This window comes from Mesorhizobium sp. M1423 (assembly GCF_040317575.1).
Taxonomy (GTDB): Bacteria; Pseudomonadota; Alphaproteobacteria; order Rhizobiales; family Rhizobiaceae; genus Mesorhizobium.
The window spans coordinates 51,068-72,980 of sequence record NZ_JAMYKU010000004.1 but is presented as its reverse complement, the minus strand read 5'-3'; the positions used below and the strand labels follow the sequence as shown (position 1 = coordinate 72,980).

Here is a 21,913-nt window from a genome sequence, read left to right as displayed (position 1 = left end):
CATGATACGGTCAGGCGCACCGAATGACAAGGCGTTGCGTTTCGTGCCCTTGGGAGGCATTCGGTCGTCTGAACTGGGAGGAGTTTCGAATGGGTATCGGATCGAGAGCCCGGCCGCTTGCGCTGCTTGCCGGCATGGCTGTTTGCACTTTTGCGATGTCCGCCGCCGAAGCGGCCGGAAAGCACAAGATATTTCTCAGCATGAGCTTCATCGGCAATGATTGGCAGGCCGAGGCCGCCAACATGGTCAAGGCGATGGCGTCGCACAAGAGCATGGCCGACAAGGTGGACCTCCAGGTCCAGGTGGCGGGGCCGAACGCACAGCGCCAGATCCAGCAGATCAATGCCATGGTCCAGGCAGGCGCCGAAGCCATCGTCATCTTCCCGATCTCGCCGACAGCCCTCAACCAGGTGGTGAAGAACGCCTGCGACAAGGGCGTGAAGGTGTTTGCCTATGATGCCGAGATCACCGAGCCCTGCGCCTACAATGTCCATATCGACCAGGAGGAGGCTGGCCGCGTGACGGCGGAGTGGCTGGTCAAGAAGCTTAATGGCAAGGGCAACATCATCGCGGTGACCGGCGTCCCCGGCACCTCGGTCGATGATCTGCGCACCAAGGCCGCGAAGGAGGTGTTTGCCAAGCATCCCGACATCAAGATCGTCGGCGAGGCTGTCGGCATGTGGAGCCAGGCGGTGGCCCGTACCGAACTTTCCAAGATATTGGCGACGCGCAGCTGGGACGACATCAACGGGCTATGGATGCAGGTCGGCTGCTTCACCGCCAATTCCATGCAGCTCGAGGCCGGCAAGAAGAGCAGCGAACTCCTGCCTTGCGCCGGCGAGGGTTCCAATGGCGGGCGTATCCAGATGCTGCCGGAAGGCACGGAGGTCGAGGGCGCGACGTCACCCTATGCGCCGCTCGGCGCCTCGCGCATTTCCTACGCCTCGCCGCCTTATTCCGGGGCGCTCGCTCTCAAGCTTGCCGTCGAGGCGCTTGAAGGCAAGGACGTTGCCAAGAAGACGATCCTGCCGCTGCCGGTCGTCACCAACGAGACGATAAAGCTTTGCGACGAGGGCACCTGGGCGGAGATGAAGGCTGGTTGCAACGCGTTCAAACCGTCGCTGGTCTCGAATCCAGGCTGGTTCGCCTCGATCTTCTCCGATCAGACACCTGAAATCGGTCTCGCGGCCGCCCTTGTAGGCCAGCCCGAGGAGTAGGCACTCCGAAGTGGGCGTGGGGTACTTTCGAGGCGCTCCACGCACCTTTCATGCAGGCCGGGACTGGGACCATGATGTCAGCGCATTTGACAGCTGTCGGCATAGAGGGCGTCCGCAAGGCGTTTGGCGCAACAGTCGCCCTCGATGGCGTTTCCTTCGAGATCGCTTCCGGCAGTGTGCATGCCTTGCTTGGCGAGAACGGTGCGGGCAAGTCCACGCTCGTCAAGCTGCTGTCGGGGCTGGTACGGCCCGACGATGGGCAAATCACCCTGTCAGGCGTACCGGCGCCACTCGGTTCGCCGCGCGCCGCGCACGCCAAAGGCGTGCAGACAGCCTTCCAGGAAATGACCCTGGTACGCGATCTCAGTGTTCTCGATAACATGTTGCTGCCTTATGCGCCCGTTGGCCCAATCGGCCTGATCAGGCGGTTGAGCGCGCGCAAGGCAGTCCGCAAGCACATCTCCGATCTGGGGTTTACGGTCGATCTCGATGCCGAGGTAGCGACGCTCGATCTCGCCGACCGCCAGAAGATCGAAATCGCGCGCGCGCTCTATCGCAAGCCGCGCATCCTTCTGCTCGACGAGCCGACTTCGACACTGTCCGGTGGCGATGTCGAGTGGCTGGGCACCATCATCGCGCAGTTGAAAGCGGCCGGTACCACGGTCGTGTTCATCACCCATCGCATGCGCGAGGTGCGGGCTTTCTGCGACACGCTGACCATTCTCAGGAACGGCCACCATATCGTGACCGCGCCGGTTGCCGATGTTTCGGATGGTGAGGTGATCGAAAAGATCATCGGCCGCAGCATCGCCCAGACCTTCCCGCCGAAACCTCAAAGTGAGGCCGCCTTCGGTCCGCCGGTGCTCGGTGTGCGCGATCTCAAAGCGGGGAGGAAGCTCGACGGCGTCGATTTCGACCTGCGCAAGGGCGAGATCCTCGGCATTGCCGGGCTGCAGGCCATGGGTCAGCTCGACCTGTTCCTCGCCTGTTTCGGCATGGCCGAGATCGAGCGCGGCCATATCCTGGTCGACGGCCGCAAAGTATGGCTCGGCTCGCCGGCCGATGCGCTCAAGCCCAATATGGCAATCGGGCTGGTGCCGGAGGACCGCAAGACGGAGGGCCTGTTCTTGAAGCTCTCGGGCCGGCAGAATGCATCGCTGCCGGTCGTCGCGCGCTTCACCCGGTTTGGCCTGATCGGAACAGACGAGGAGTCAAAGGCCGTCCAGTCCGCCTTCTCGACCGTGGAGGTCGACCGCAGTGCCTTGTGGATGAGGGCAGGGGCCTTCTCGGGCGGCAATCAGCAAAAGATAGCCATTGCCAAATGGCTCGTCGCCGAAAGCCGGATCCTGCTGCTTTTCGATCCGACCCGGGGCATCGATGTCGGCACCAAGCACGAGCTCTACGTGATGATGCGCGACTATGTGGCGGCCGGCGGCTCGATCCTCCTGCATTCAACCGAAATTCCCGAGCTGGTCCATCAATGCGACCGGGTGCTCGTTCTCTATGACGGCCATCTGGTGGGGGAGCTTGCCGGCGACGAGATCACCGAAGGCGCGATCATGCGGCCGGCGCTTGGCCACCGGGACATGGTCCGGGAGGCGGCGGAATGAGTGTGACGAGCTTGGCCGCCGCGGCACCGGCCGCGACATTGGCGCGGCTCCTCGCGCGGCATCGCGGCGCCATCATCGCGGCGATCGTCTTTGCGGCGCTCCTGCTGATCGTCGATCTGGTCAGTGCCGGGCGTCTCACTTATTTCGACATTTCGTTCCTATCGAGCGGCGGCGCCACTTCCGCACTGGCGGCGATCGGCCAGACCCTTGTCATCCTGTCCGGCGGTTTCGACCTGTCCGCCGGCGCGGTGATCTCGCTGGTCAATGTCGTCCTGGCAAACAGCATGGATCCGATGGCGACCGGCACCAGTGTCGCGCTGTGGACTTTGGCCGGAATTGGGGTCGGCATGCTGGTCGGCGCCTTCAACGGCTTCTTCATTGCCGTCCTGCGCATGCAGCCTATCGTCGTCACGCTGTCGACCATGTTCATCCTGCAGGGGGTAACCCTGCTGGTCATGGACAAGCCGGGCGGCTTCGTCTCGCCCGATCTTGGCGCCTTCTATCTCGGTGATGCTATCGCCGGCTGGATACCGATGCCGCTGGTGGTCATCGGCGTCGTCCTGCTCGGCTGGTTCTGGCTCAAAGGCACACGCTTCGGGACAGCGCTCTATGCGCTCGGCAGCGATCCGGATGCCGCCGCCGCGGTCGGCGTGCGCGTCGTTCTCGTGCGCTTCCTGGTCTATGTCATCGCCGGCGGCTGCTATGGGCTTGCAGGCGTTTTCATCAGCGCCCAGACCGGCAGCGGCGATCCGCTGGTCGGCAACTCATTGTTGCTGTCGATGTTCGCGGCAGTCGTGGTCGGCGGTACAAGGCTGGGCGGCGGTCAAGGTGGGCCGGTCGGCACGGTCTTCGGCGCCTACATCCTGATGATGGTCGTCAACATCCTGCTCGTGCTCAACGTCTCGGCCTATTATTCGACGATCGCCGAGGGCACGATCCTGATCCTTGCCGTGCTTGCCGGCTCGCTATCGCATGACTCCGTGCTTGCCCGCCAACTGCGTGCGCTGCGGGCTCGGCTGGCCGCGTGGCGCGCCGGAATGCTGCCATCGCAGATCGATCGCACCGACCGACGACTGAGAATCGCGCGAGGCAGCGCCGGCGAGCAGCAGGCGCCGCAGCCTGCCTTCCATGTCCGTAACGCCGAGACGCTGCGCTATGCGCTGCCGGCCTATGTCTGTCTTGCCATCGTCGTCATCGTCACCCAGATCTGGCTCGGGCGCGCCATCGTCAATTTCACCTACTGGAACTCGCTGTTCGTGCTGTCGAGCTTTCTCGCCATCCTGGCGCTTGGGCAAGGCAGCGTGATTCTTACCGGCGGGCTTGACCTCTCAGTGCCGTGGACGATCGGCCTGTCAGGAATCCTGCTTGCCGGTATGGTCAACGGATCCGATGCTGCACTTGCCTATGCGCTGCCGGCGGTGCTCGTCGTCGCTTGCCTGATCGGTCTCGCCAACGGCATCGGCATCGTCTTTCTCGGTATCTCGCCGATCGTTATGACGCTGGCCACCAACGGCATTCTGCAAGGTTTCGCTTTGCTCTACTCGCAAGGCACGCCGGCCGGCTTCTCCTCGCCGATGCTGCGCTGGTTCATGACCGGCAAGATATTCGCCATCACGCCGGTGGTGCTGTTCATGATTGCCTTCGTCGCCTTTGCGGTGCTGCTGCTTGGCCGCACCGCTTTCGGCCGCCGCGTCTATGGCATCGGCAACAGCCTGCGCGCAGCCCAGCTCTCCGGCATCGCGGTCGGTCGCACGCTCATCCTCGTCTATGTGCTGTCGGCGGTCTGCGCGGCGATCGTCGGCATCATGCTGACCGGCTTTTCCGGCCAGGCCAGCCTCGGCATGGGTGACGACTATCTGCTGCCCTCAATCGCCGTCGTCGTGGTTGGCGGTGCGCTGATCACCGGCGGGCGCGGCCACTATCTCGGCATGCTGGGCGGGGTGCTGCTCCTGACCGCGTTGCAGATGCTGCTCGCCGGCACGACGCTGCCTTACGCGACGCGGGCAATCCTGTTTGGGCTGGTGGTGCTCGGGGCCGTCATGGCGCTGCGCGAAAGGCGGATTCAGTGAAAGGAATGGAACAATGAGCTCAAGCGCACCGGCCTCGGCGGACGAATTCCTGACCGGGCTCAAAGGCCAGCGTGTGCTGGTCACGGCGGGCGCTGGCGGCATTGGCTTTGCCATTGCAGAGACGCTATCGCGGCTCGGCGCACGCGTCGCGATCTGCGATATTTCGGACGAGGCGCTGGCCGCTGCTCCAGAGAGAATTACGCTCGCCGCCGCAGTCAAGGCCGACGTTTCGCGCGACGGCGATGTCGACCGACTGTTCGAGATCGTCAAGGAGAAGCTCGGCGGGCTCGACGCCCTGATCAACAATGCCGGCATTGCCGGGCCAACCGGCGGCGTCGACGAGATCGATCCGGCAGACTGGCGGCGTTGCATAGATATCTGCCTGACCGGCCAGTTCCTGTGCGCGCGGCGTGCCGTGCCGCTGATCAAGGCGGCGGGCGGCGGCTCGATCGTCTCAATGTCTTCGGCCGCCGGCCGCCATGGCTACGCGTTCCGGACGCCCTATTCGGCTGCCAAGTTCGGCGTTGTCGGCCTGACCCAGAGCCTTGCCAAGGAACTCGGACCGCATGGGATCAGGGTCAATGCCATCTTGCCCGGTATCATCGAAGGGCCGCGCATCGACAAGGTCATTGCCGACCGGGCAAAGCAGCTCGGCGTGTCAAACGAGGAGATGACACAACGCTATCTGCAGAACGTCTCGCTGCGCCGCATGACCAGCCCATACGATGTCGCGGCAATGGTGGCCTTCCTGCTTTCCGATGCGGGCGTCAACATTTCCGGCCAGTCGCTTGGCGTCGACGGCAATGTCGAGACACTGTGAGGGGGCGATCATGGCGAAGGTAGCAATTGTCGGAAGCGGCTTCATCGGGCGAGCCTGGGCGATCAGCTTCGCCCGAGCCGGGCATGATGTGCGGATGTGGGACCAGGCGTCGGCCGCGACCAGCGGTGCGCGCGACTATATAGCCGGCGTGCTCGGCGACCTCGCCGCAAACGATTTGCTGCGGGGACAGGCGGTCGATGCCGTGCTTGGCCGCATCACCATTGTGGCGGAGCTTGGCGAGGCCTTGGCCGATGCCGTCCACGTGCAGGAGAACACGCCGGAAAACCTCGAGGTGAAGCGTGACGTGTTCTCCCGGATCGACGTCCTTGCCGGTCCGCAGGCGGTGATCGCCAGTTCCACCTCGGCGCTGTTGCCGTCGAAATTCACCGATCATCTTCAGGGGCGCCATCGCTGCCTGGTCGTGCACCCGATCAATCCGCCTTATCTCATCCCGGCAGCGGAAGTCGTGCCGGCGCCATGGACCTCCGCCGAAACGGTGGAAAGGACGCGCGCGTTTCTTATCGAGGCGGGCCATGCGCCGCTGGTGATGAAGCGCGAACTCGACGGCTTCATCATGAACCGCTTGCAAGGCGCGCTATTGGAGGAGGCGTTCCGGCTCGTCGCCGACGGCTATGCCAGCGTCGAGGACGTCGACACGGGCCTGCGCGAGGGGCTGGCGCTGCGCTGGTCGTTCATGGGTCCGTTCGAAACGATCGACCTCAACGCGCCCGGTGGTGTGCGCGACTATGTAGAGCGCTACCAGACAATCTATTGCAACATCTTCCCGCAGATGCTGCGTCGGGTCGACTGGGCCGGCGAGGTCATGGAGACGGTCGAGGCCGAGCGCCGCAAGCGCCTGCCGCGAGAGGAACTCGGCGAACGGCAGGTCTGGCGTGACCGTCGGCTGATGGCGCTGGCGGCGCACAAGAAAAAATCGGATCAGGAGTTTGGACGATGATGGAAACAAGCCGCAAGCCCGGCGCCCCGCAGGCCAAGGGCAAGGTCATCATCACCTGTGCGGTGACGGGGGCAATCCATACGCCGACCATGTCGCCTTATCTGCCGATCACGCCAGACCAGATCGCCTCGGAGGCGATTGCGGCGGCCGAGGCTGGTGCGGCAATCCTGCATCTGCATGCCCGCGACCCTGAGACCGGCAAGCCCGACCAGACGCCGGAGGCGTTCGCGCGTTTCCTGCCGCGCGTCAAGCAAGGCACCAATGCCGCCATCAACATCACCACCGGCGGCAGTCCTTACATGAAGGTGGAGGAGCGTGTGCGGCCCGCCGCCCAGTTCAAGCCGGAAGTCGCCTCGCTCAACATGGGGTCGATCAATTTCGGGCTCTATCACCTCGTAGACAAATACGAAACGTTCAAGTTCGACTGGGAAAGGCCGCACCTGGAAGCGACGCGTGACCTGGTCTTCCGCAACTCGTTCAAGGACATCGAGTACATACTGGAGACCTGTTACGACAACGGCACGCGCTTCGAGTTCGAGTGCTACGACATTGCCCATCTCTATAACCTCTCGCATTTCGCCGATCGCGGGCTGGTGAAACCACCGTTCTTCGTACAATCCGTGTTCGGCCTGCTCGGCGGCATCGGTACGCACCCGGAAGACGTCGCCCATATGAAGCGCACCGCCGACCGGCTGTTCGGCGACCAATACCGCTGGTCGGTGCTGGGTGCCGGCGCCAGCCAGTTGCGCATTGCCGCGCAATCGGCAGCGCTTGGCGGCAATATTCGCGTTGGTCTCGAAGACAGTCTGTGGGCCGGCAAGGGCAAGCTTGCCAAATCGAACGCCGAGCAGGTGGTGCTTGCCCGTAAGATTATCGAAGGCCTCGGCATGGAAGTGGCGACGCCCGACGAGGCTCGCGAAATCCTGTCATTGAAGGGCGGCGACCAGGTCGCGTTCTGACCGGTTTCTGCAAGGTTCGAACAGAGGAGGACGGCATGAAGATCGAGGTCGTGGTGGACGTGAAAACCACGCTGGGCGAGGGACCGCTGTGGGACGTTGAACAGGAGCGCCTCTACTGGATCGACAGTTTCGATGGGCGCGTGTTTCGGGCGACCGCCGACGGCCGCGAGATCCGTTGCTGGGACGTGCCGATGAAGATCGGCTCGATGGCGTTGCGCAAGGACGGCGGTGGCGCGGTGGTGTCGCTGCAGCGCGGCTTCCATCTGCTTGATTTCGCCACCGGCGAGGTGACGCCGATCCACGATCCGGAGCCGGACCGGCCGATGAACCGGCTCAATGACGGCAAGGTCGATCGGCGCGGCCGCTTCTTCGCGGGCTCAATGGACACGATGGAAGAGGGACCCTCCGGAGGGCTCTACCGGCTCGATCCCGATTTCTCCGTGACCAGGATAGATTCCGGCATCATCTGCTCGAACGGCCCGTGCTGGAGTCCAGACGACCGCACCTTCTATTTCGCCGACACCTGGACCGGCGAGATCTGGGCCTACGACTATGATATCGAAACCGGTGCCGCCACCAACCGGCGCACTTTCACCCGCGTCGATACCAGCCGGGGAGGGGCGGCCGACGGCTCAACTGTCGATGCCGAGGGCTTCCTCTGGAACGCGCTGGTCTATGACGGCAGGCTGGTGCGTTACGCGCCCGACGGCAGCGTCGACCGCATCATCGACATGCCCGTCAAGAAGATCACCAGCGTCATGTTCGGCGGGCCGAAGCTCGATACCCTGTACGTCACGTCGATGGCCAAGCCGCCGCTGCCGCGCTTTCCGGGCGACGGAGTTTTACGCGGCAGCCTTTTTGCCATCACCGGCCTCGGCGTAACGGGAGTTCCGGAGCCAAGATTTGCTGCGTGAAGCTCGGCATCGAGCCGTCACTTTGTGGCGGTCATCGTCTCGGCAGCTTTCCGCAGTACTCAGTCTGTAGCAGGCTGCCATCCGACGGGCGTGACCGGTGGCCGGCATGACCCTCGCGCCCGAATTCGTTTCAACAACAGGTTCTCACGGACAAGCCGTCTCCGAGTCCTCTGTCGCTGCGGCCCGCCAACTGAGTCCGCGGCGCTTGGTTGGGCTCTCGCACTCTGTTGAGAAACCTAGCAACCAGACAGCGATGCCTATTTTTTCGATGAATGTCAGTAAAAGATGCGTTATTTTCTGACGCATGAAGATGGTCGTTTCCTCAGTTCCTGATCGGATCTTGAGGCGCGCCCGCGGTAGTGGGCGCGGGAGCGTTTTCACGCCCAGCGATTTTCTTGATCTGGCGGGACGGTCAGCGATCGATCAGGCGCTCTCGCGCCTCGTCAAAAGAGATAAGTTGCGGCGTCTCGCCCGCGGACTTTACGATTTCCCGAAACTGCATCCAAAACTTGGGGCGCTTTCCCCGTCGCCCGATTATGTTGCCCAGGCGCTGGCCAGGGAGACGGGCTCTCATGTGCAGGTCGCCGGGACGCATGCGGCCAATGCGCTTGGTCTGACCAGCCAAGTTCCCGCCCGAACCTCATATCTCACGGATGGTCCATCCCGTCGCGTGGTGCTCGGAAAGCGTGTTATCGACCTGCGCCATGCGTCGCCCAAACACCCGATAGCACCGGGGAGTGCTGCGGGAACAGTCGTTCAGGCGTTGCGGCATCTCGGGCCATCACGGGCCGCCGATGTCGTTCAGATCGCGTCGCGCCAACTGTCCCTGAGTAACAAAAAGAGACTCGTCTCAACCGCCATACAGGCGCGGCTTGGATGCGTCCGATACTAAGCGCCATTGGCGCCATCGGATGCGGCTCATGGATAGCTTCGTGCGCCAAGCCGCGTCGGTTAGCCATGTGGTGCGCGTGCTAACTCATCCACGGCAGCTGAAAGAACGCGTTCGGGGTCCGAGGCGAGCACATCTTGCGGACGTTTGCCGCCAAGGAAGCTATTGATCGATGCAAACCAATAGGCGAGCCCCCAGGCATCCTTTTTCCCGCGAAACACACTCAGAACCTTAGCGAGCGGTTTAGTGGGCCGATATCCAACTGCAATATCCAGAGCGTAGCCGGGAAAATAGTCTACACCCCGATGCCGAACTGCGAAGATCCGGCCTTCTTTTTTCCACTTGTTTGGCTGCGCACGTGGGTTGCTCGTGCTGAACCCCGCCATTGTCGCGACTTGAGGAGCGGTCAGCCAACCGCCGCTTTCCAATACTTCTCTTCTCGCCTCGGCCGCCATCCGCGCTTGTATGAGCATGTGTTGCGGAGGCGGCACGTCAGGGACCAGGGCGTCGATTATCGTGCTTATGGCTTCGCGCTGGCGACTCATCAGGATCGTACGCACCAGAGGCGCAATGCTGACGAGCGTGTCCGCGAGGCCGCGCACAGCAGGTTCACTCCCATGCTCGACCGTTACTGCTATGACCAGCTCGGCAGTTAGGCGATCAAGTCGGTCACCAACCTCCTTCGGCCTTCCGGTGAGGACGCCAAATCCCGACAGTTCAATAGTCTCATGGGTAAGTGCCATGATCTCCCGCTCCTGGGGTGATGAGCATGGTTACATATGTAGCACAACAACCGGTATCACAGGTGCAGCTAAGCTGTGGGCATTTGGCGTCCAAGTTCGCTGATTGCCTGGAGCTTGCAGAGCGCGTCCCAACGACCGACCGGCGTAAGCCGGCAGTGCCGCCGACGCTATCCCTTGATCGCCGAGCCGACGATCGAATCCACGAAGAAGCGCTGCAGGAAAACGAACAGCACCAGTGGCGGCAGCACGGCAAGAGTGGCGCCCGCCATGACCAGTCCGGTGTTGAGCGCACCTCTGTTGTAGCTGAGCAGGCGGCTGAGGCTAATGACGATCGGATAATCTTCCGCATTGCCCTGCAGCACGGTAAGCGGCCACAGATAGCTGTTCCAATGATAGACGAAGGCAAACAGCGCCAATGCCGCGGTCGCGGGCGCCACGCTCGGCGCGACGATCTTGAACAGGATCACAGGTTCCGACGCCCCATCCATCCGTGCCGCGTCGATCAAATCGTCCGGCACGCCGGCGATGAACTGGCGCATCAGGAAAATGCCGAAGGCATTGGCGAGGTTGGGCACGATGATGCCGGCAAGGCTGGCATTCAGACCGATCGATCCGACGAGACGGTACAGCGGGACCAAAGTCACGATCGGCGGCAGAAACATTGTGGCGATCAGCACCGAAAACAGCAGTGAGCGGCCGGGAAAGTGATGCTTGGCGAAGGCGTAGCCAGCCATCATGCTGGTGACCAGAATGCCGGCGGTGGTGATCGTGGCGATCACGAGCGAATTCCACATCGAGCGGCCGACATTGATGACGCCGGACACTTTCTCATACGCTTCGAGGCTCGGCGTGCGCGGTATCCACACCGGCGGCACCTGCATGGTTTCGGCCGGCGTCTTCAGGCTGGAGAGCACCATCCACAACAGCGGAAAGGCGGAGGCCACGGCAACCAGCAGCATCAGCGTGGCGAGCAGTGCTCTGCGGCCCGCCAGGCGTTTGCGCGCCAACCGGCTCGATGCTGATCGGCCCGGCGCGCTCATTCGTCATCCTTCCGGTTGGTAAATGCAAACAGCGCGCACACAACGACGATCAGCGCCAACATCAGCATCACTGCCATGGCCGAGCCCAATCCGCCTTGCGCGCGCTCGATGCCGACACGGCGGATGTGATAGGTCAGCACATTGGTCGAGCCGACCGGCCCGCCTTGGGTGATCAGCGCCACCGGCTCGAACACCTGCACGGCGTTTATGATGGCGATGACGGCGCTGAACAGAAGCGTGCGCCGCAGCAGCGGCAACGTGATAAAGCGGAACTGTTCGCGTCGGGTGGCGCCGTCCAGAGTCGCCGCCTCGTAAAGACTGCCCGGGATCTGGGTCAGCCCGGCAACGGCCAGCACGGTAAAATAGCCGATCTGCTGCCAGACATTGAGGACGACGATCGAGATCAAGGCCGATCTTGGCGAGGACAGCCAGGGTTGCGGGCCGATGCCGGCGAGGCCGAGCATTTGGTTGAGCGGCCCTTCGCTCGGCGAATAAAGCTTCGACCAGACCAGCGTCACGGCGATCATCGGCACCATGTAGGTGGAAAACAACACGGTCCGCAGCGCCGTGCCGCCTGCGACATCGCGCTGGTAGACCATCAAACCGAACGCGACCGAAAGGGGCAGGATGAGCATCACCGACAATGCCGTGTAGATCGCGGTGTTGAGCAGTGCTCGCTTGAAATCCCGCCCGACCGAGGTCGGTCCGAATATTTCGCGAAAATTGTCGAAGCCGATGAAGCTCGCATTAGAAAAAGGTGTTTGCGTCGACCACTCCTGGAATGACAGCCAGATGGTGAGCAGCATCGGCAGCAGGATGAAAACACCGATCAATGTCACGGCAGGCGCCAGCATGATGCCCGCCGAGGCACGATAGTTCTTGATCATCGCTCTGCTTCCAAAGCGTCGGGCTCTCGAAACAGCGCCTTCGCTATTTGGCGGCACGCTCCAGGATCGAGACGGCATCGGCCTGCGCGTTCGCCTGCGCATCCTTGGCCGAGAGCTGACCATACTGCAACGCCTCGAGCGTCTGCTGCAGCGATTCGCTGAACTCCTGGCCGCCCGGCACGACAGGGAAGGGCTTGGCGTCGGCAAGGACGCTGACATAGCCGGACAGGAACTCGGAGCCGAGCTTATCCTTATGGGCTTCGATGTCGGAGGTGCGCGTCGGCAGGATGCCCATCGACATCAGAATATCCGACATTGCCGAGGCGCCGTTCTCGCCGGACTTCGGACTGTTCAGCCACGCCAGGAAATCCCATGCCGCTTTCTGCTCGGCCTCACCGGCATTGGCGTTGACGACGGTCATCCACGAATAGGAGATCGAGTGCGGCTTGTCGCCGTTCGGACCCACCGGGATGGGTGCGGTGGCGATATTGGAGAACTTGTCGCCCATGCCGCTCTTCAATGCGCTTTCCCACCAGTTGGCCATGATGATCATGCCGGTCTTGCCGGAAACGAAATTGTCGAGGAAGGGACCGGTTGTGTTGGCGTCGGCCGTGGCCATCGCCGGATCGCTGGCACCGGACTTGATCAGGTCCTCGTAGAGCTGGAAAGTCTCGCCGGCTTGAGGACTGTCGAGCACCGGTTTGCCGTCCTTGACCAGCTCGCCGCCATTGGAGGCCAGCAGCGAGGCGAAGGGATGGACGACGCCCGCCGCCCAGGAATTGATCATGCCGAAACCTTGCTGGCCGGCATCTTTCCTGGTCAGCTTCTGGGCCGCATCCTTCAATTCGGACCAGGTTTTCGGCGCGGCCGTAATGCCTGCCTGCTTGAACAGCTCCTTGTTGTAGTTCAGCGCATAGACGTCGATCTCGTTTGGAATGCCGTAGAGCGTGCCACCAACGGAGGCTGCGCTGACGACACCGGCCGGCCACGCACTCCTGACCTCGCCGGCAACCGTGTCGGGGGCCGGCGCGACCAGTTTGTCTCGCGCCAGTTCGGGCAGCCACAAATCGTAGATGCCGCCGATCGTCGGCCCATCGGAACTGCCGCCCTGGGAACGCAGTGTCGTCAGGAGATCGCCGAAGGGGACGGCGCGCACGGTGACGGTCACATCCGGATTGATCTTGGCGTAGTCCTTGGCCGCGGCGTCCAGCAAAGCGACCGTTTCGGGCGACCAGTGGGTCAGATAGGAGATGTTGACCGATTGGGCCCAACCAATGGTGGGCGAGGCCAACAACCCTGCAGCCAGCGCCAGTTTCGAAATCCAAGCCAAAGACATCCGACCCTCCGCATAGCCACACAGCGACGTCCATGACGTTATGACAACTTGAAGCAACGATGCAAGCGCTATCTTCGTGGAGAGCTCCTGCCGGTGTTGCGGCGTTTTCTTACTGCGGTCAACAAAGCATGCAAGATTACATCGTGAAAACAAGAAATTATCTGATACAGTTCGAGATGATTCTCCGCTGCCGGCCATGCCCGAACATACTGCAAGGCACTTGCGGTCGAAGTCATGTCGTTATAATGACATGAGAAAAGCTATGACTGCCTTGCGGCTTTTGAACCGCCGTGGGGATGACAATATCGACAAGAATGGGAGACTGAGCATGTTTTCAATTCATCGACGCGCCACACTCGGCCTGATCGGCGGCTTTGCCGCAGTCTGCACCGGAGTCCTCACCGCACTGCCGGCCAAGGCCGACGACACCGTGACCCTGTGGAGCTGGCGCACCGAGGACGAGGCTGCGATGCGCCGCATCTTCGACGCCTTCGAGGCCAAGACTCCCGGCATTAAGGTCAACATCCAGTTCACCCCCGACGCCGACTACCAGAACCGGCTGAGCACGGCGCTGCGTGGCGGCCGCGGGCCTGATATCGCTCAGCTCAAGGCTTACGGCGAACTGCAACCGTTCATCGAGGGTGGGTATCTCGACGCGCTCGACGACAGCGTGCCGGAGCTGAAGAACATGCCCGATAGCGCGCTGGGCGGCGCTCGTGGCCGTGCCGACGGCAAGACCTATGGCGTGCCCTATTCGGTGCCGATGATGGGCGTCTTCTACAATCAAGATATCTTCGCCGCCCAGGGCATCGAGATTCCCAAGACCTACAAAGATTTCGTCGCCGCCTGCGAGAAGCTGAAAGCGGCGGGGATAACGCCAATAGCCGCCGGCGGTGCCAACGGCTCCGCCTGGGCGCTGGAGATCGGCGTCGGTGTTGTCGGGCCGACCATCTATGGCCCGGGCTTCTACGACGAAATGATGAGCGGCAAGGCGACCTTCGAGGATCCGCGCTACGTGGCTGCCCTGAAACGCTATGCCGACTTGAAGCCATATTTCTCCGACGGCTTTGCCGGGGTCGATTACACCACCTCGACACAGCAATTCATCGGCGGCAAGGCGGCCATGTTCTTCGGCGGCTCGTTCGAGAACGGCAGCTTCAAGGCGCAGAACCCGAAGCTGAAATTCTCGATCTTCCCGTTCCCCGCCGACGATCCTGCCACCAAGCTCTACACCTCGGCCTTTTCAGACGGCTCCTATGGTCTGGTCTCTGAAAGCACCAACAAGGAGGCAGCGATCAAGGTGCTCAACTTCATGGCTTCGGCCGAGTTCGCGCAGCTCTTCGCCGACGAGTTGGGCTGGCCGCCGGCCCGTACCGACGTCACCGTGAAGGACCCGGTACTCGCCACGATGATGGAGATGTCGAAGAATTCCACACCCTATCTGACGCTTGTCGGCTTCCGCTGGCAGACGCCTACGGCCTCCTCGATCCTGCAGTCCGAGATCATCGACATGGTCGAAGGCAACATCACGCCGCAGAAGCTGGCGGCGGACATGCAGGCCGCCGTCAGCAGCTGGTTCAAGCCGAAGCAGTAGGCCGTCACACCCTGCGCGAAACAGCACATGATCGCCCGTCGCCGCAAAAGCAGCCTTCAGCGCACTCAGCAGCGCATGGCCGTGCTGTTCATCGTGCCGGCACTGGCCGTTTATGCGCTGTTTGTCCTTTATCCGCTGCTGATGTCGCTGTGGGGCAGCTTCTTCGTCTGGAGGGGCCTGCGCATGCTGGAGTTCGCCGGCCTGTCGAATTTTACCCGCCTGTTCGTTTTCCCGAGCGGTGGGCGGCTCTACGGAGCGCTCTGGCACAACGTCGCCTGGTTCTTCGGCATCATGCTGTTCCAGAACGGCCTTGGTCTGCTGTTGGCCTGGCTGCTGTTCCTGCGCGCCAAAGGGGCGGCCTTCTTCCAGTCGGTCTTCTTCTTCCCGGCAGTGCTGAGCCCGGTCATCGTCGGCGCCCTGTGGCGGCTGCTGCTGGCGCCCGGCGGCACCATCGAATGGATGCTCAACGGCCTTGGCCTGCATCAAGGCAGCCTGACGGTTCTCGGCAACAGCCACACGGCACTCGTGATGCTGATCGCCGTCGACGCCTGGAACTGGATGGGCCTGCCGGTGCTGATCTACACCGCCGGCCTCAGGCAGATTTCGTCCCAGATATTCGAGGCTGCCAGGCTGGATGGCGCCGGCAGCGGCCGTATGCTGGTCTCGGTTGCCCTGCCTTTGCTGATGCCGGCCGTCGGCACGTTGACGACGCTGTCGTTCATCAACACCTTCAACCAGTTCGACATCGTCTATGTCATGCAAGGCGTGCAGGGCAATCCGAGCTATTCCACAGACACGCTGGTGACCTATTTCTACCGGCTCGCTTTCGGCGCCGAAGGCGCGGTCGGTATCACCGATATAGGCCTGGCGCTTGCGCTGGGAACGCTGCTGTTTCTCATCCTCAGCATCGGCACACTTGTGATGCTGCGCTTATTCGACCGCCGCACGGTGCAACTGTGAATATGCTCGCCATCCCTCGACAGCTTGCTCGGCTGCCCGGCTGGACGGCGCTGGTCCTGTGGACCGCAGCGGTGCTGCTGCCGCTCTATATTCTCGTCGTCTCCTGTTTCAAGACCACGGCGGAGATCTACGACAACAGGCTCGGCCTGCCGCAAAGCTTTGCCTTCGACAATTTCGTTGCGGCCTGGACGCGCGCCGATCTCGGCCAGAATTTCATCAACAGCCTGATCGTCACCGGCGGTGCGGTGATCCTGACGATTATCGTGTCGGCAATGGCCGCCTATCCGCTGAGCCGCTATCGGCTGGGCTGGAACGGTATCATGCTGGGCCTGTTCCTGTCCGGCATCATGCTGCCGATCCGGCTTGCCTCGGTGGAGCTGTTCACGCTGATGCGCAACCTTGGCCTGCTCGATTCGCTGATCGGCCTGATCCTCGTCTATTCAGCCATCCGCATTCCCTTCGCCGTCTTCATCTTCGCAAATTTCATGCGGGTACTGCCGTCCGAGCTCGACGAGGCTGCGCGCATGGATGGGGCCGGCGAGGCGCGCATTCTGTTCCAGATCGTGCTGCCAATGGTGAAGCCAGCCGTATCGATCGTCGCCATCTTCACCGCTATCGCCGTGTGGAACGACTTCTTCTTCCCGCTGATCTTCATCTTCGACGACCGCTACAAGACCGTGCCGCTGGCGATCAGCGTGTTTGTCGGCCAGTTCCGCACGGATTGGGGCCTCGTGTTCGCCTCGCTTGCCATCTCCATGGCGCCCATCCTGATCATGTACTGTCTGCTTGCCCGCCAGATTCGCGAGGGCGTCGGCTCCGGGGGAGGCGCGAAATGATCGAGGACAAGGTCTATGCCGCACGCTCGATTCTGGTCGTCGGGGCGCATGCCTTCGATGCCGAGGTGATTGCCGGTCCACTGGCGGCGGCGGCGGTGCAAGGCGGTGCCGAAGTCATCTTCCTGCATCTCAGCATGGGCGAGCAGGGCCATCCAAGCCTCGCCCCCGAGTACTATTGCGTCCAGAAGCAGGAGGAGGCCGCAAAGGCCGCAGCCAGGCTGGGCGTTGCCATGCGCAGTCTCGGGCTGCACGACGCCTTCCTGCCCTGCGACGACGAGACGGCGCTCAAGGTTTGCGATGTTGTGCGCGAGTTGAAGCCGCAAATCGTCATCACTCACTGGCATGGCAGCTGGCACAAGGACCATCGCGCCGCGGCCCGACTGACACAGACCGGTATTTTTTTTGCGGCATTGCCGACGCTGAAGCGCGACCATGCTGCACACACACCGCAACTGCTGCTGTTCGGCGAAAACTGGGAGGACGACGAAGGCTTTCGCCCCGAACACCTCGTCGACGTCAGCGACGGCTTCGAGGCCTGGAGCGAGGCGGTGCGGGAATACGAACTGGCACGCGGCCTGAGCAGTTTCCCCTACGTCGATTATTACAGTGCGCTTTATCGGCTTCGCGGCTGCCTGCGCGGCACGCGCTACGCGCAGGGTTTTGCGGCGGCCTCGCAGTCCTGGCAAGCCGGCAGTGGCCTGTTCGCGCCAGCCAATCGGAGCGGCTCTCGATGACACGCATTCTGGCTATCGATCTTGGCGGCACCAATTTGCGCGCCGCAATCCATAGCGGCGATGTTCGCTGGCTGGAGATGCTGAGCCGCGAGCCTGCGCCGACAAGCCTGGATGCCTTCGTCGCCCGTATCGGTGCCTTGCGCGCCGAGGCCGGTCCGGTCGACGCCCTCGGGCTTGCGGTGCCCGGACTTGTCGAGGGCTCGGTCTGCCGCTGGATTCCGAACCTTCCCTATCTCGACGGCATCGACATCGCGGCCTTGTTTCCTCGTCTGCCTGTTGCCATTGGCAATGACGCGCAGGTCGCCATGCTGGCCGAAGCGGTCGAAGGTGCCGCAAAAGGCCTGTCCGATGCCATCCTGCTGGCGATCGGCACCGGTATCGGCTCCGCCGTTCTGGCCAACAACCGCATCGTTGCAGGCGCACGTGGCGGCGCCTGCTCATTCGGCTGGGCCTGCGCCGACATCGAGGATGAAGGCGAGGACCGTAGCGGCTGGCTGGAGCGCTTCGCTTCCGGGCGGGCGTTCGACGCCGCGGCGCGCCAGATCGGGCTGGCCAATGGCGGCAGGCTGATCGAGGCCGCGCGCGCTGGCAACACGGCCGCACTTGACGCGTTGGAGCTGCCGGCGCGCCGGCTGGGCACTGCCCTTGCGGGTGCGGTCGCGCTGCTTGATCCGCAGGCGATCCTGATTTCCGGCGGGCTTGCCGATGCGCTGGACGTGATAGGGCCGCCGCTGCTTGCGGCATTGCGGCGTCAGTTGCCGCCGCATCTGCGCGACGTCGTTTTGCGGTCCGGCGAATTCGGCTCCCGCGCCGGTCTCGTCGGCGCCTCGCTGGCTGGTCTCGCCGGAGCACAGTGGAGGCAGATAAGATGAGTCAAGCGAGCTTCCATCTGCCCGACCGCAGAAGGCCCGAGCCGCTCTGGTATCAGGTGGAAGAGGCCATCCGCGCCATTGTCAAGAGTGGCGAGTGGGCGACCGGCGACCAGATTCCGGCCGAAGACAGACTGTGCGCCTTGTTCGGGGTGAGCCGCATCACGCTGCGACACGCCTTGCGCAATCTTGAGGAGCACGGGCTGCTCAGGCGCGAACATGGCCGTGGCACCTTCGTGCGCTCCACCACGCTGGTCGCCGGCACCCGCGAACTCACCAGCTTCACGCAGGAAATGGGCAATATGGGCGTGGTCGCCGGCTCGCGCTTGCTCGACTGCAGCCTGACCACCGCCAATGCCGCCGCGGCCGGAGCGCTGGAGATCGAGGAGGGCGACCCGGTGGTGCGCATCCGGCGGCTCAGGCTCGGCAACAACGAACCGATCGGTATTCAGACTGCGCAACTCTCGGCCGCGCGCGTGCCGGGCTTTCTCGATGCCGGCCTGCTGCAAGGCTCGCTCTACGAAGCGCTGGAACGCCATTACGGCATCGTGCCGGTCGCAGCGCGCGAAAACTACCGTGTCGGCGCTGTCGGGGCGGCGGATGCCGAGTTGCTCGATCTGCCTGCGGGGAGCCCCGCTTTCGTGGTCGAGCGCATCACCACCGACGAGCGCGGCCCGTTCGAATTCACTGTCTCGGTGATGCGTGGCGACCGCTACGAAATCCGCTCGACGCTGCGTGCCGGTCGCGCCGCGCCAACCGCAAGAAGCTGAGCCATACCCAAGCCGACCCATAACAGGAGTACCGACGTGTCCGATCTTTACATACCCCGCCTTGCCGCCCTCATCGAACAGGCCTCGAAAGCCAATGCCGAAGCCTTTGGCGAAGCGGCCAGCCGCTTTGCCGACACGCTCGAGAGCGGCGGGTTGGTTCATCTTTATGGCTCGGGCCACTCGGTGTTGCCGGTCCAGGAAGTGTTTCCGCGCTACGGCAGCTATGTCGGCTTCAATCCGCTGACCGACCCGCGTGTCATGTGGCATAACGTGCTCGGCGCCGGCGGCGTGCGCGAACTTCTGTGGCTGGAGCGGACCGAGAAATACGCCGAGAAATTCCTCGACCACCAGCCGCTGAACAAAGGCGATTCGATCATCATCTTTGGCCACAGCGGCCGCAATTCGTCCGGCATCGACACCGCGCTTTATGCGAAAAGACGCGGCATCTTCGTCGTTGCGATAACTAGCAAGAACAATCTCGACAAGCCGGCGACGCACTCTTCCGGCAAACGGCTTGCCGATGCCGCCGACCTTGTCATCGACACCTGCTCGCCGATCGAGGATGCCATCGTGCCGGTCGAGGGCTGGAGCCGGCCGGTCTCCGGTTCGTCGACCGTGCTTGCCATGATCCTGGCGCATGAGCTGATCGCGCGCACCGCCGAGGCGCTTTCGAAACGCGGCATCGAACTGCCGGTTTTTGCCTCGCCGACAATTGCCGGCGTCACACTGCACGACACCGACGTCATCTATGGCGTCTATCGCGAGAAAATGCTCGAGGCGCAGAAGAAGCACCTGCCGACGTTCCAGGCGACCATGCGCGGCGAATGACAACCGGGCAGGGCACGCAAAACGCTAGGACGTAGACTCATCACCGCGTAGCCAGATGCGAGTTGACACGAGTTTCAGGGCAGCAAGGTAGTTTTCTGCCAGCTTGTCATATCGAGTTGCGATGCGAGGGAACTGCTTGGCCTTGTTGAAGAACGTTCGACGAGGTTGCGGGCCTTGTAGAGAAAGGGGCTGAAGCACATCGGGTCCTTGCGGTTGGCCTTGGGCGGGATGTTGGCCCATGCCTTTTGCTCGGTGACGGCATTGCGCAAGGCGTGGCATCATAGCCCTTGTCGGCGAGCAGCATGGCACCCTCGGGCAAATCCTTGATCAAGTCCGCTGCGTAGGCGATGTCACTCATTTGACCTGCCGTGAGCGTCAGCTTGATCGGCCTGCCTTCGGCGTCGACAAGAGCATGGATTTTGGTCGTCAGCGCGCATCGGGAACGACCGAGACAATAATCTCGATCCCCCTTTTTGCTGTCGCGCCTTGCTGATGGACGCGAACAATGGAGGTATCGATCATCTGCACCGTTGCATCATGGGCTTTGGTGATGCCATGCATGAGGCGGTTCCACACACCAGCTTTCCGCCATCGAACGAAGCGATTGTAGCAGGTGGTGCGTGGGCCGTATCGCCCCCTGGAAGATCGCGGCATGGCGCACCCGATCGCAGCACCCAGCCTGCTGTGCCTGGACGGTGATCGTGCCGAAAAAAACCAGTGCTGCAGCGAACGTTCCTCGTAATATTGCGTTTAACCATGAAAGACGACGATTCGCCCAAAGCATGCAAAAGGGCCCATCGGCTCTCGCGCCGCGATGCAAGGCCAGGAAAGCCTTACGCCAGATCAGTTTGTGAAAAGTCATTGCCCTTGTAAAGCAGGGCAAGCCGGTGAGCCTTCGCGCAAGCGTAGGCAAAACAATCGCCGAAATTGAGATCGGCTTTGTGCCCGACTGCTTTGCCGTATTTCATGCTGGCTTCGATCGCCCGGTCGCCGATGTCGCCGGATATCATGATTTCCTTGCCGGCGATCTCGATCAAAAAGGCGTCGACGGTCTCACGGGCTTGCGCCAGCATGTCGGCCGTGGGCTTGGCGTTCTTTTTGATGGCTTCGGCCGATGCTCGCGCGAGACCCTGGACTGCCTCGAACCGGACGAGCGGGGAAATATACAGCGGCTTGGTCGCGGCCTCGAGCCGCTTTTCCAGTTCTTCCGCGCCAGGTTCCTCGTTCAGGATGGCAACGATCACCGAGGCATCGACGAACATCAGTCGTCGCTCCACATTTGGTCGGTGAATTTCTTCATATCGAAATCAGGGTTGGCCGGCCCGATCCGCCGCGCCATTTCCTTGACTTTGGCAAGTCTCTCGCGCAGCGGGACGCTGCCGCGGTTGCGCTCGATCTCATGGCGCAAGGCGGTTCTGACGGCCTCGGTCTTGCTGCGCGCGTTGGTAATCTGCTGCAGCTCGACGGCCATGGCATCGACGTCGGGATCGCGAATGAAGAGCGGCATTTGTATATCCTCTGAGTGATATATGTATATCATATCGCAGATATACTGGCCAGCGAATTCGCGAGCGGCGGTTTTGATAAGGAGGGGAGGGAGGAATGCAGCTCGCGAAAATCCGTCGGAAGGTTCGGTTCTGGTGCTCAGTCCTTGGAATTGCTCGGCGTCTGAAACACGTCGCTGCGGCCATGTCACTGTCAACGCCCACATGCCCAAGGCGCATCGGTGCTACGTACGCCGACGCCTGCGCATCCCAACATCCGCGGCGACCGATTGATGTCGATAAACCGCCCACGCGCCCGACGAGGCCAGCGCCAGCTGCATCGATTGCGTCAGGTTCATAACGGCCATAATCCCGGCCCAGCGAACTCTCTCGTTA

General features: G+C 62.4%; 20 protein-coding genes and 2 pseudogenes. 15 read left to right on the top strand and 7 right to left on the bottom strand.

Annotated elements, in window-relative coordinates:
• The first annotated feature begins 89 nt into the window (after positions 1-89).
• The 8 genes and pseudogenes from NKG95_RS06890 to NKG95_RS06855 all read left to right on the top strand — a co-directional run bounded on the left by NKG95_RS06890 (position 90) and on the right by NKG95_RS06855 (position 9,522).
• Entirely contained in the window at positions 90-1,217 is a 1,128-nt protein-coding gene (locus NKG95_RS06890; RefSeq protein WP_353040273.1) for a sugar ABC transporter substrate-binding protein, read from the top strand.
• A 74-nt stretch (positions 1,218-1,291) separates the two neighbouring features.
• On the top strand, positions 1,292-2,827 hold the full coding sequence (locus NKG95_RS06885; protein ID WP_353040378.1) for a sugar ABC transporter ATP-binding protein: 1,536 nt from the start codon (positions 1,292-1,294) through the stop codon (positions 2,825-2,827).
• Positions 2,824-4,896, top strand: a complete 2,073-nt coding sequence (locus tag NKG95_RS06880) for an ABC transporter permease subunit (RefSeq protein WP_353040272.1) — start codon at positions 2,824-2,826, stop codon at positions 4,894-4,896. Before NKG95_RS06885 ends, NKG95_RS06880 begins: the two co-directional genes overlap by 4 nt.
• 13 nt (positions 4,897-4,909) lie before the next feature.
• On the top strand, positions 4,910-5,716 hold the full coding sequence (locus NKG95_RS06875; RefSeq protein WP_353040271.1) for an SDR family oxidoreductase: 807 nt from the start codon (positions 4,910-4,912) through the stop codon (positions 5,714-5,716).
• A 10-nt stretch (positions 5,717-5,726) separates the two neighbouring features.
• On the top strand, positions 5,727-6,674 hold the full coding sequence (locus NKG95_RS06870; RefSeq protein WP_353040270.1) for a 3-hydroxyacyl-CoA dehydrogenase: 948 nt from the start codon (positions 5,727-5,729) through the stop codon (positions 6,672-6,674).
• Complete coding sequence (gene kce, locus NKG95_RS06865; protein ID WP_352494302.1) at positions 6,671-7,633, top strand: 3,5-dioxohexanoate:acetyl-CoA acetone transferase; 963 nt, start codon at positions 6,671-6,673, stop codon at positions 7,631-7,633. The genes NKG95_RS06870 and kce overlap by 4 nt, the downstream gene beginning before the upstream one ends.
• 35 nt (positions 7,634-7,668) lie before the next feature.
• Complete coding sequence (locus tag NKG95_RS06860) at positions 7,669-8,547, top strand: SMP-30/gluconolactonase/LRE family protein (RefSeq protein WP_352593129.1); 879 nt, start codon at positions 7,669-7,671, stop codon at positions 8,545-8,547.
• Positions 8,548-8,851: 304 nt separating this feature from the next.
• A pseudogene (locus NKG95_RS06855) lies at positions 8,852-9,522 on the top strand (DUF6088 family protein).
• Here the strand turns inward: NKG95_RS06855 and NKG95_RS06850 are convergent.
• From NKG95_RS06850 to NKG95_RS06835, 4 genes are all read right to left on the bottom strand, one after another.
• On the bottom strand, positions 9,499-10,179 hold the full coding sequence (locus NKG95_RS06850; protein WP_353040269.1) for a hypothetical protein: 681 nt from the start codon (positions 10,177-10,179) through the stop codon (positions 9,499-9,501). The pseudogene NKG95_RS06855 and the gene NKG95_RS06850 sit on opposite strands and share 24 nt — an antisense overlap.
• A 167-nt stretch (positions 10,180-10,346) precedes the next feature.
• Complete coding sequence (locus NKG95_RS06845) at positions 10,347-11,219, bottom strand: carbohydrate ABC transporter permease (protein WP_353040268.1); 873 nt, start codon at positions 11,217-11,219, stop codon at positions 10,347-10,349.
• Positions 11,216-12,106: a carbohydrate ABC transporter permease gene (locus NKG95_RS06840; RefSeq protein ID WP_353040267.1), complete on the bottom strand. Its 891-nt coding sequence runs from the start codon at positions 12,104-12,106 to the stop codon at positions 11,216-11,218. Before NKG95_RS06840 ends, NKG95_RS06845 begins: the two co-directional genes overlap by 4 nt.
• A gap of 43 nt (positions 12,107-12,149) precedes the next feature.
• Positions 12,150-13,442 (bottom strand): ABC transporter substrate-binding protein, encoded by a 1,293-nt coding sequence (locus NKG95_RS06835; protein ID WP_353040266.1) that lies wholly within the window; start codon positions 13,440-13,442, stop codon positions 12,150-12,152.
• A 328-nt stretch (positions 13,443-13,770) separates the two neighbouring features.
• Between NKG95_RS06835 and NKG95_RS06830 the strand changes: the two genes are divergently transcribed.
• From NKG95_RS06830 to NKG95_RS06800, 7 genes are read left to right on the top strand one after another with little or no spacing between them, the layout of a single operon-like run.
• On the top strand, positions 13,771-15,036 hold the full coding sequence (locus tag NKG95_RS06830) for an extracellular solute-binding protein (protein WP_353040265.1): 1,266 nt from the start codon (positions 13,771-13,773) through the stop codon (positions 15,034-15,036).
• A 27-nt stretch (positions 15,037-15,063) separates the two neighbouring features.
• Positions 15,064-15,996, top strand: a complete 933-nt coding sequence (locus NKG95_RS06825; protein WP_353040264.1) for a carbohydrate ABC transporter permease — start codon at positions 15,064-15,066, stop codon at positions 15,994-15,996.
• Positions 15,997-15,998: 2 nt separating this feature from the next.
• On the top strand, positions 15,999-16,832 hold the full coding sequence (locus tag NKG95_RS06820; protein WP_352549465.1) for a carbohydrate ABC transporter permease: 834 nt from the start codon (positions 15,999-16,001) through the stop codon (positions 16,830-16,832).
• Positions 16,829-17,566: a PIG-L deacetylase family protein gene (locus tag NKG95_RS06815; protein WP_353040263.1), complete on the top strand. Its 738-nt coding sequence runs from the start codon at positions 16,829-16,831 to the stop codon at positions 17,564-17,566. The genes NKG95_RS06820 and NKG95_RS06815 overlap by 4 nt, the downstream gene beginning before the upstream one ends.
• Positions 17,563-18,438 carry an ROK family protein gene (locus NKG95_RS06810; RefSeq protein ID WP_353040262.1) on the top strand — a complete coding sequence of 292 codons (876 nt, stop codon included), beginning with the start codon at positions 17,563-17,565 and terminating at the stop codon, positions 18,436-18,438. The genes NKG95_RS06815 and NKG95_RS06810 overlap by 4 nt, the downstream gene beginning before the upstream one ends.
• Complete coding sequence (locus NKG95_RS06805) at positions 18,435-19,205, top strand: GntR family transcriptional regulator (RefSeq protein WP_031195039.1); 771 nt, start codon at positions 18,435-18,437, stop codon at positions 19,203-19,205. The genes NKG95_RS06810 and NKG95_RS06805 overlap by 4 nt, the downstream gene beginning before the upstream one ends.
• Positions 19,206-19,241: 36 nt before the next feature.
• Positions 19,242-20,033: a sugar isomerase domain-containing protein gene (locus tag NKG95_RS06800; protein ID WP_353040261.1), complete on the top strand. Its 792-nt coding sequence runs from the start codon at positions 19,242-19,244 to the stop codon at positions 20,031-20,033.
• A 24-nt stretch (positions 20,034-20,057) separates the two neighbouring features.
• Here the strand turns inward: NKG95_RS06800 and NKG95_RS06795 are convergent.
• The 3 genes and pseudogenes from NKG95_RS06795 to NKG95_RS06785 all read right to left on the bottom strand — a co-directional run.
• Positions 20,058-20,710: pseudogene (locus NKG95_RS06795) on the bottom strand (IS5 family transposase); the annotation flags it as partial.
• Between the two features lie 156 nt (positions 20,711-20,866).
• Positions 20,867-21,295 (bottom strand): type II toxin-antitoxin system VapC family toxin, encoded by a 429-nt coding sequence (locus NKG95_RS06790; RefSeq protein ID WP_353040260.1) that lies wholly within the window; start codon positions 21,293-21,295, stop codon positions 20,867-20,869.
• Complete coding sequence (locus NKG95_RS06785; RefSeq protein ID WP_023722247.1) at positions 21,295-21,540, bottom strand: type II toxin-antitoxin system VapB family antitoxin; 246 nt, start codon at positions 21,538-21,540, stop codon at positions 21,295-21,297. Before NKG95_RS06785 ends, NKG95_RS06790 begins: the two co-directional genes overlap by 1 nt.
• Positions 21,541-21,913 lie beyond the last annotated feature (373 nt).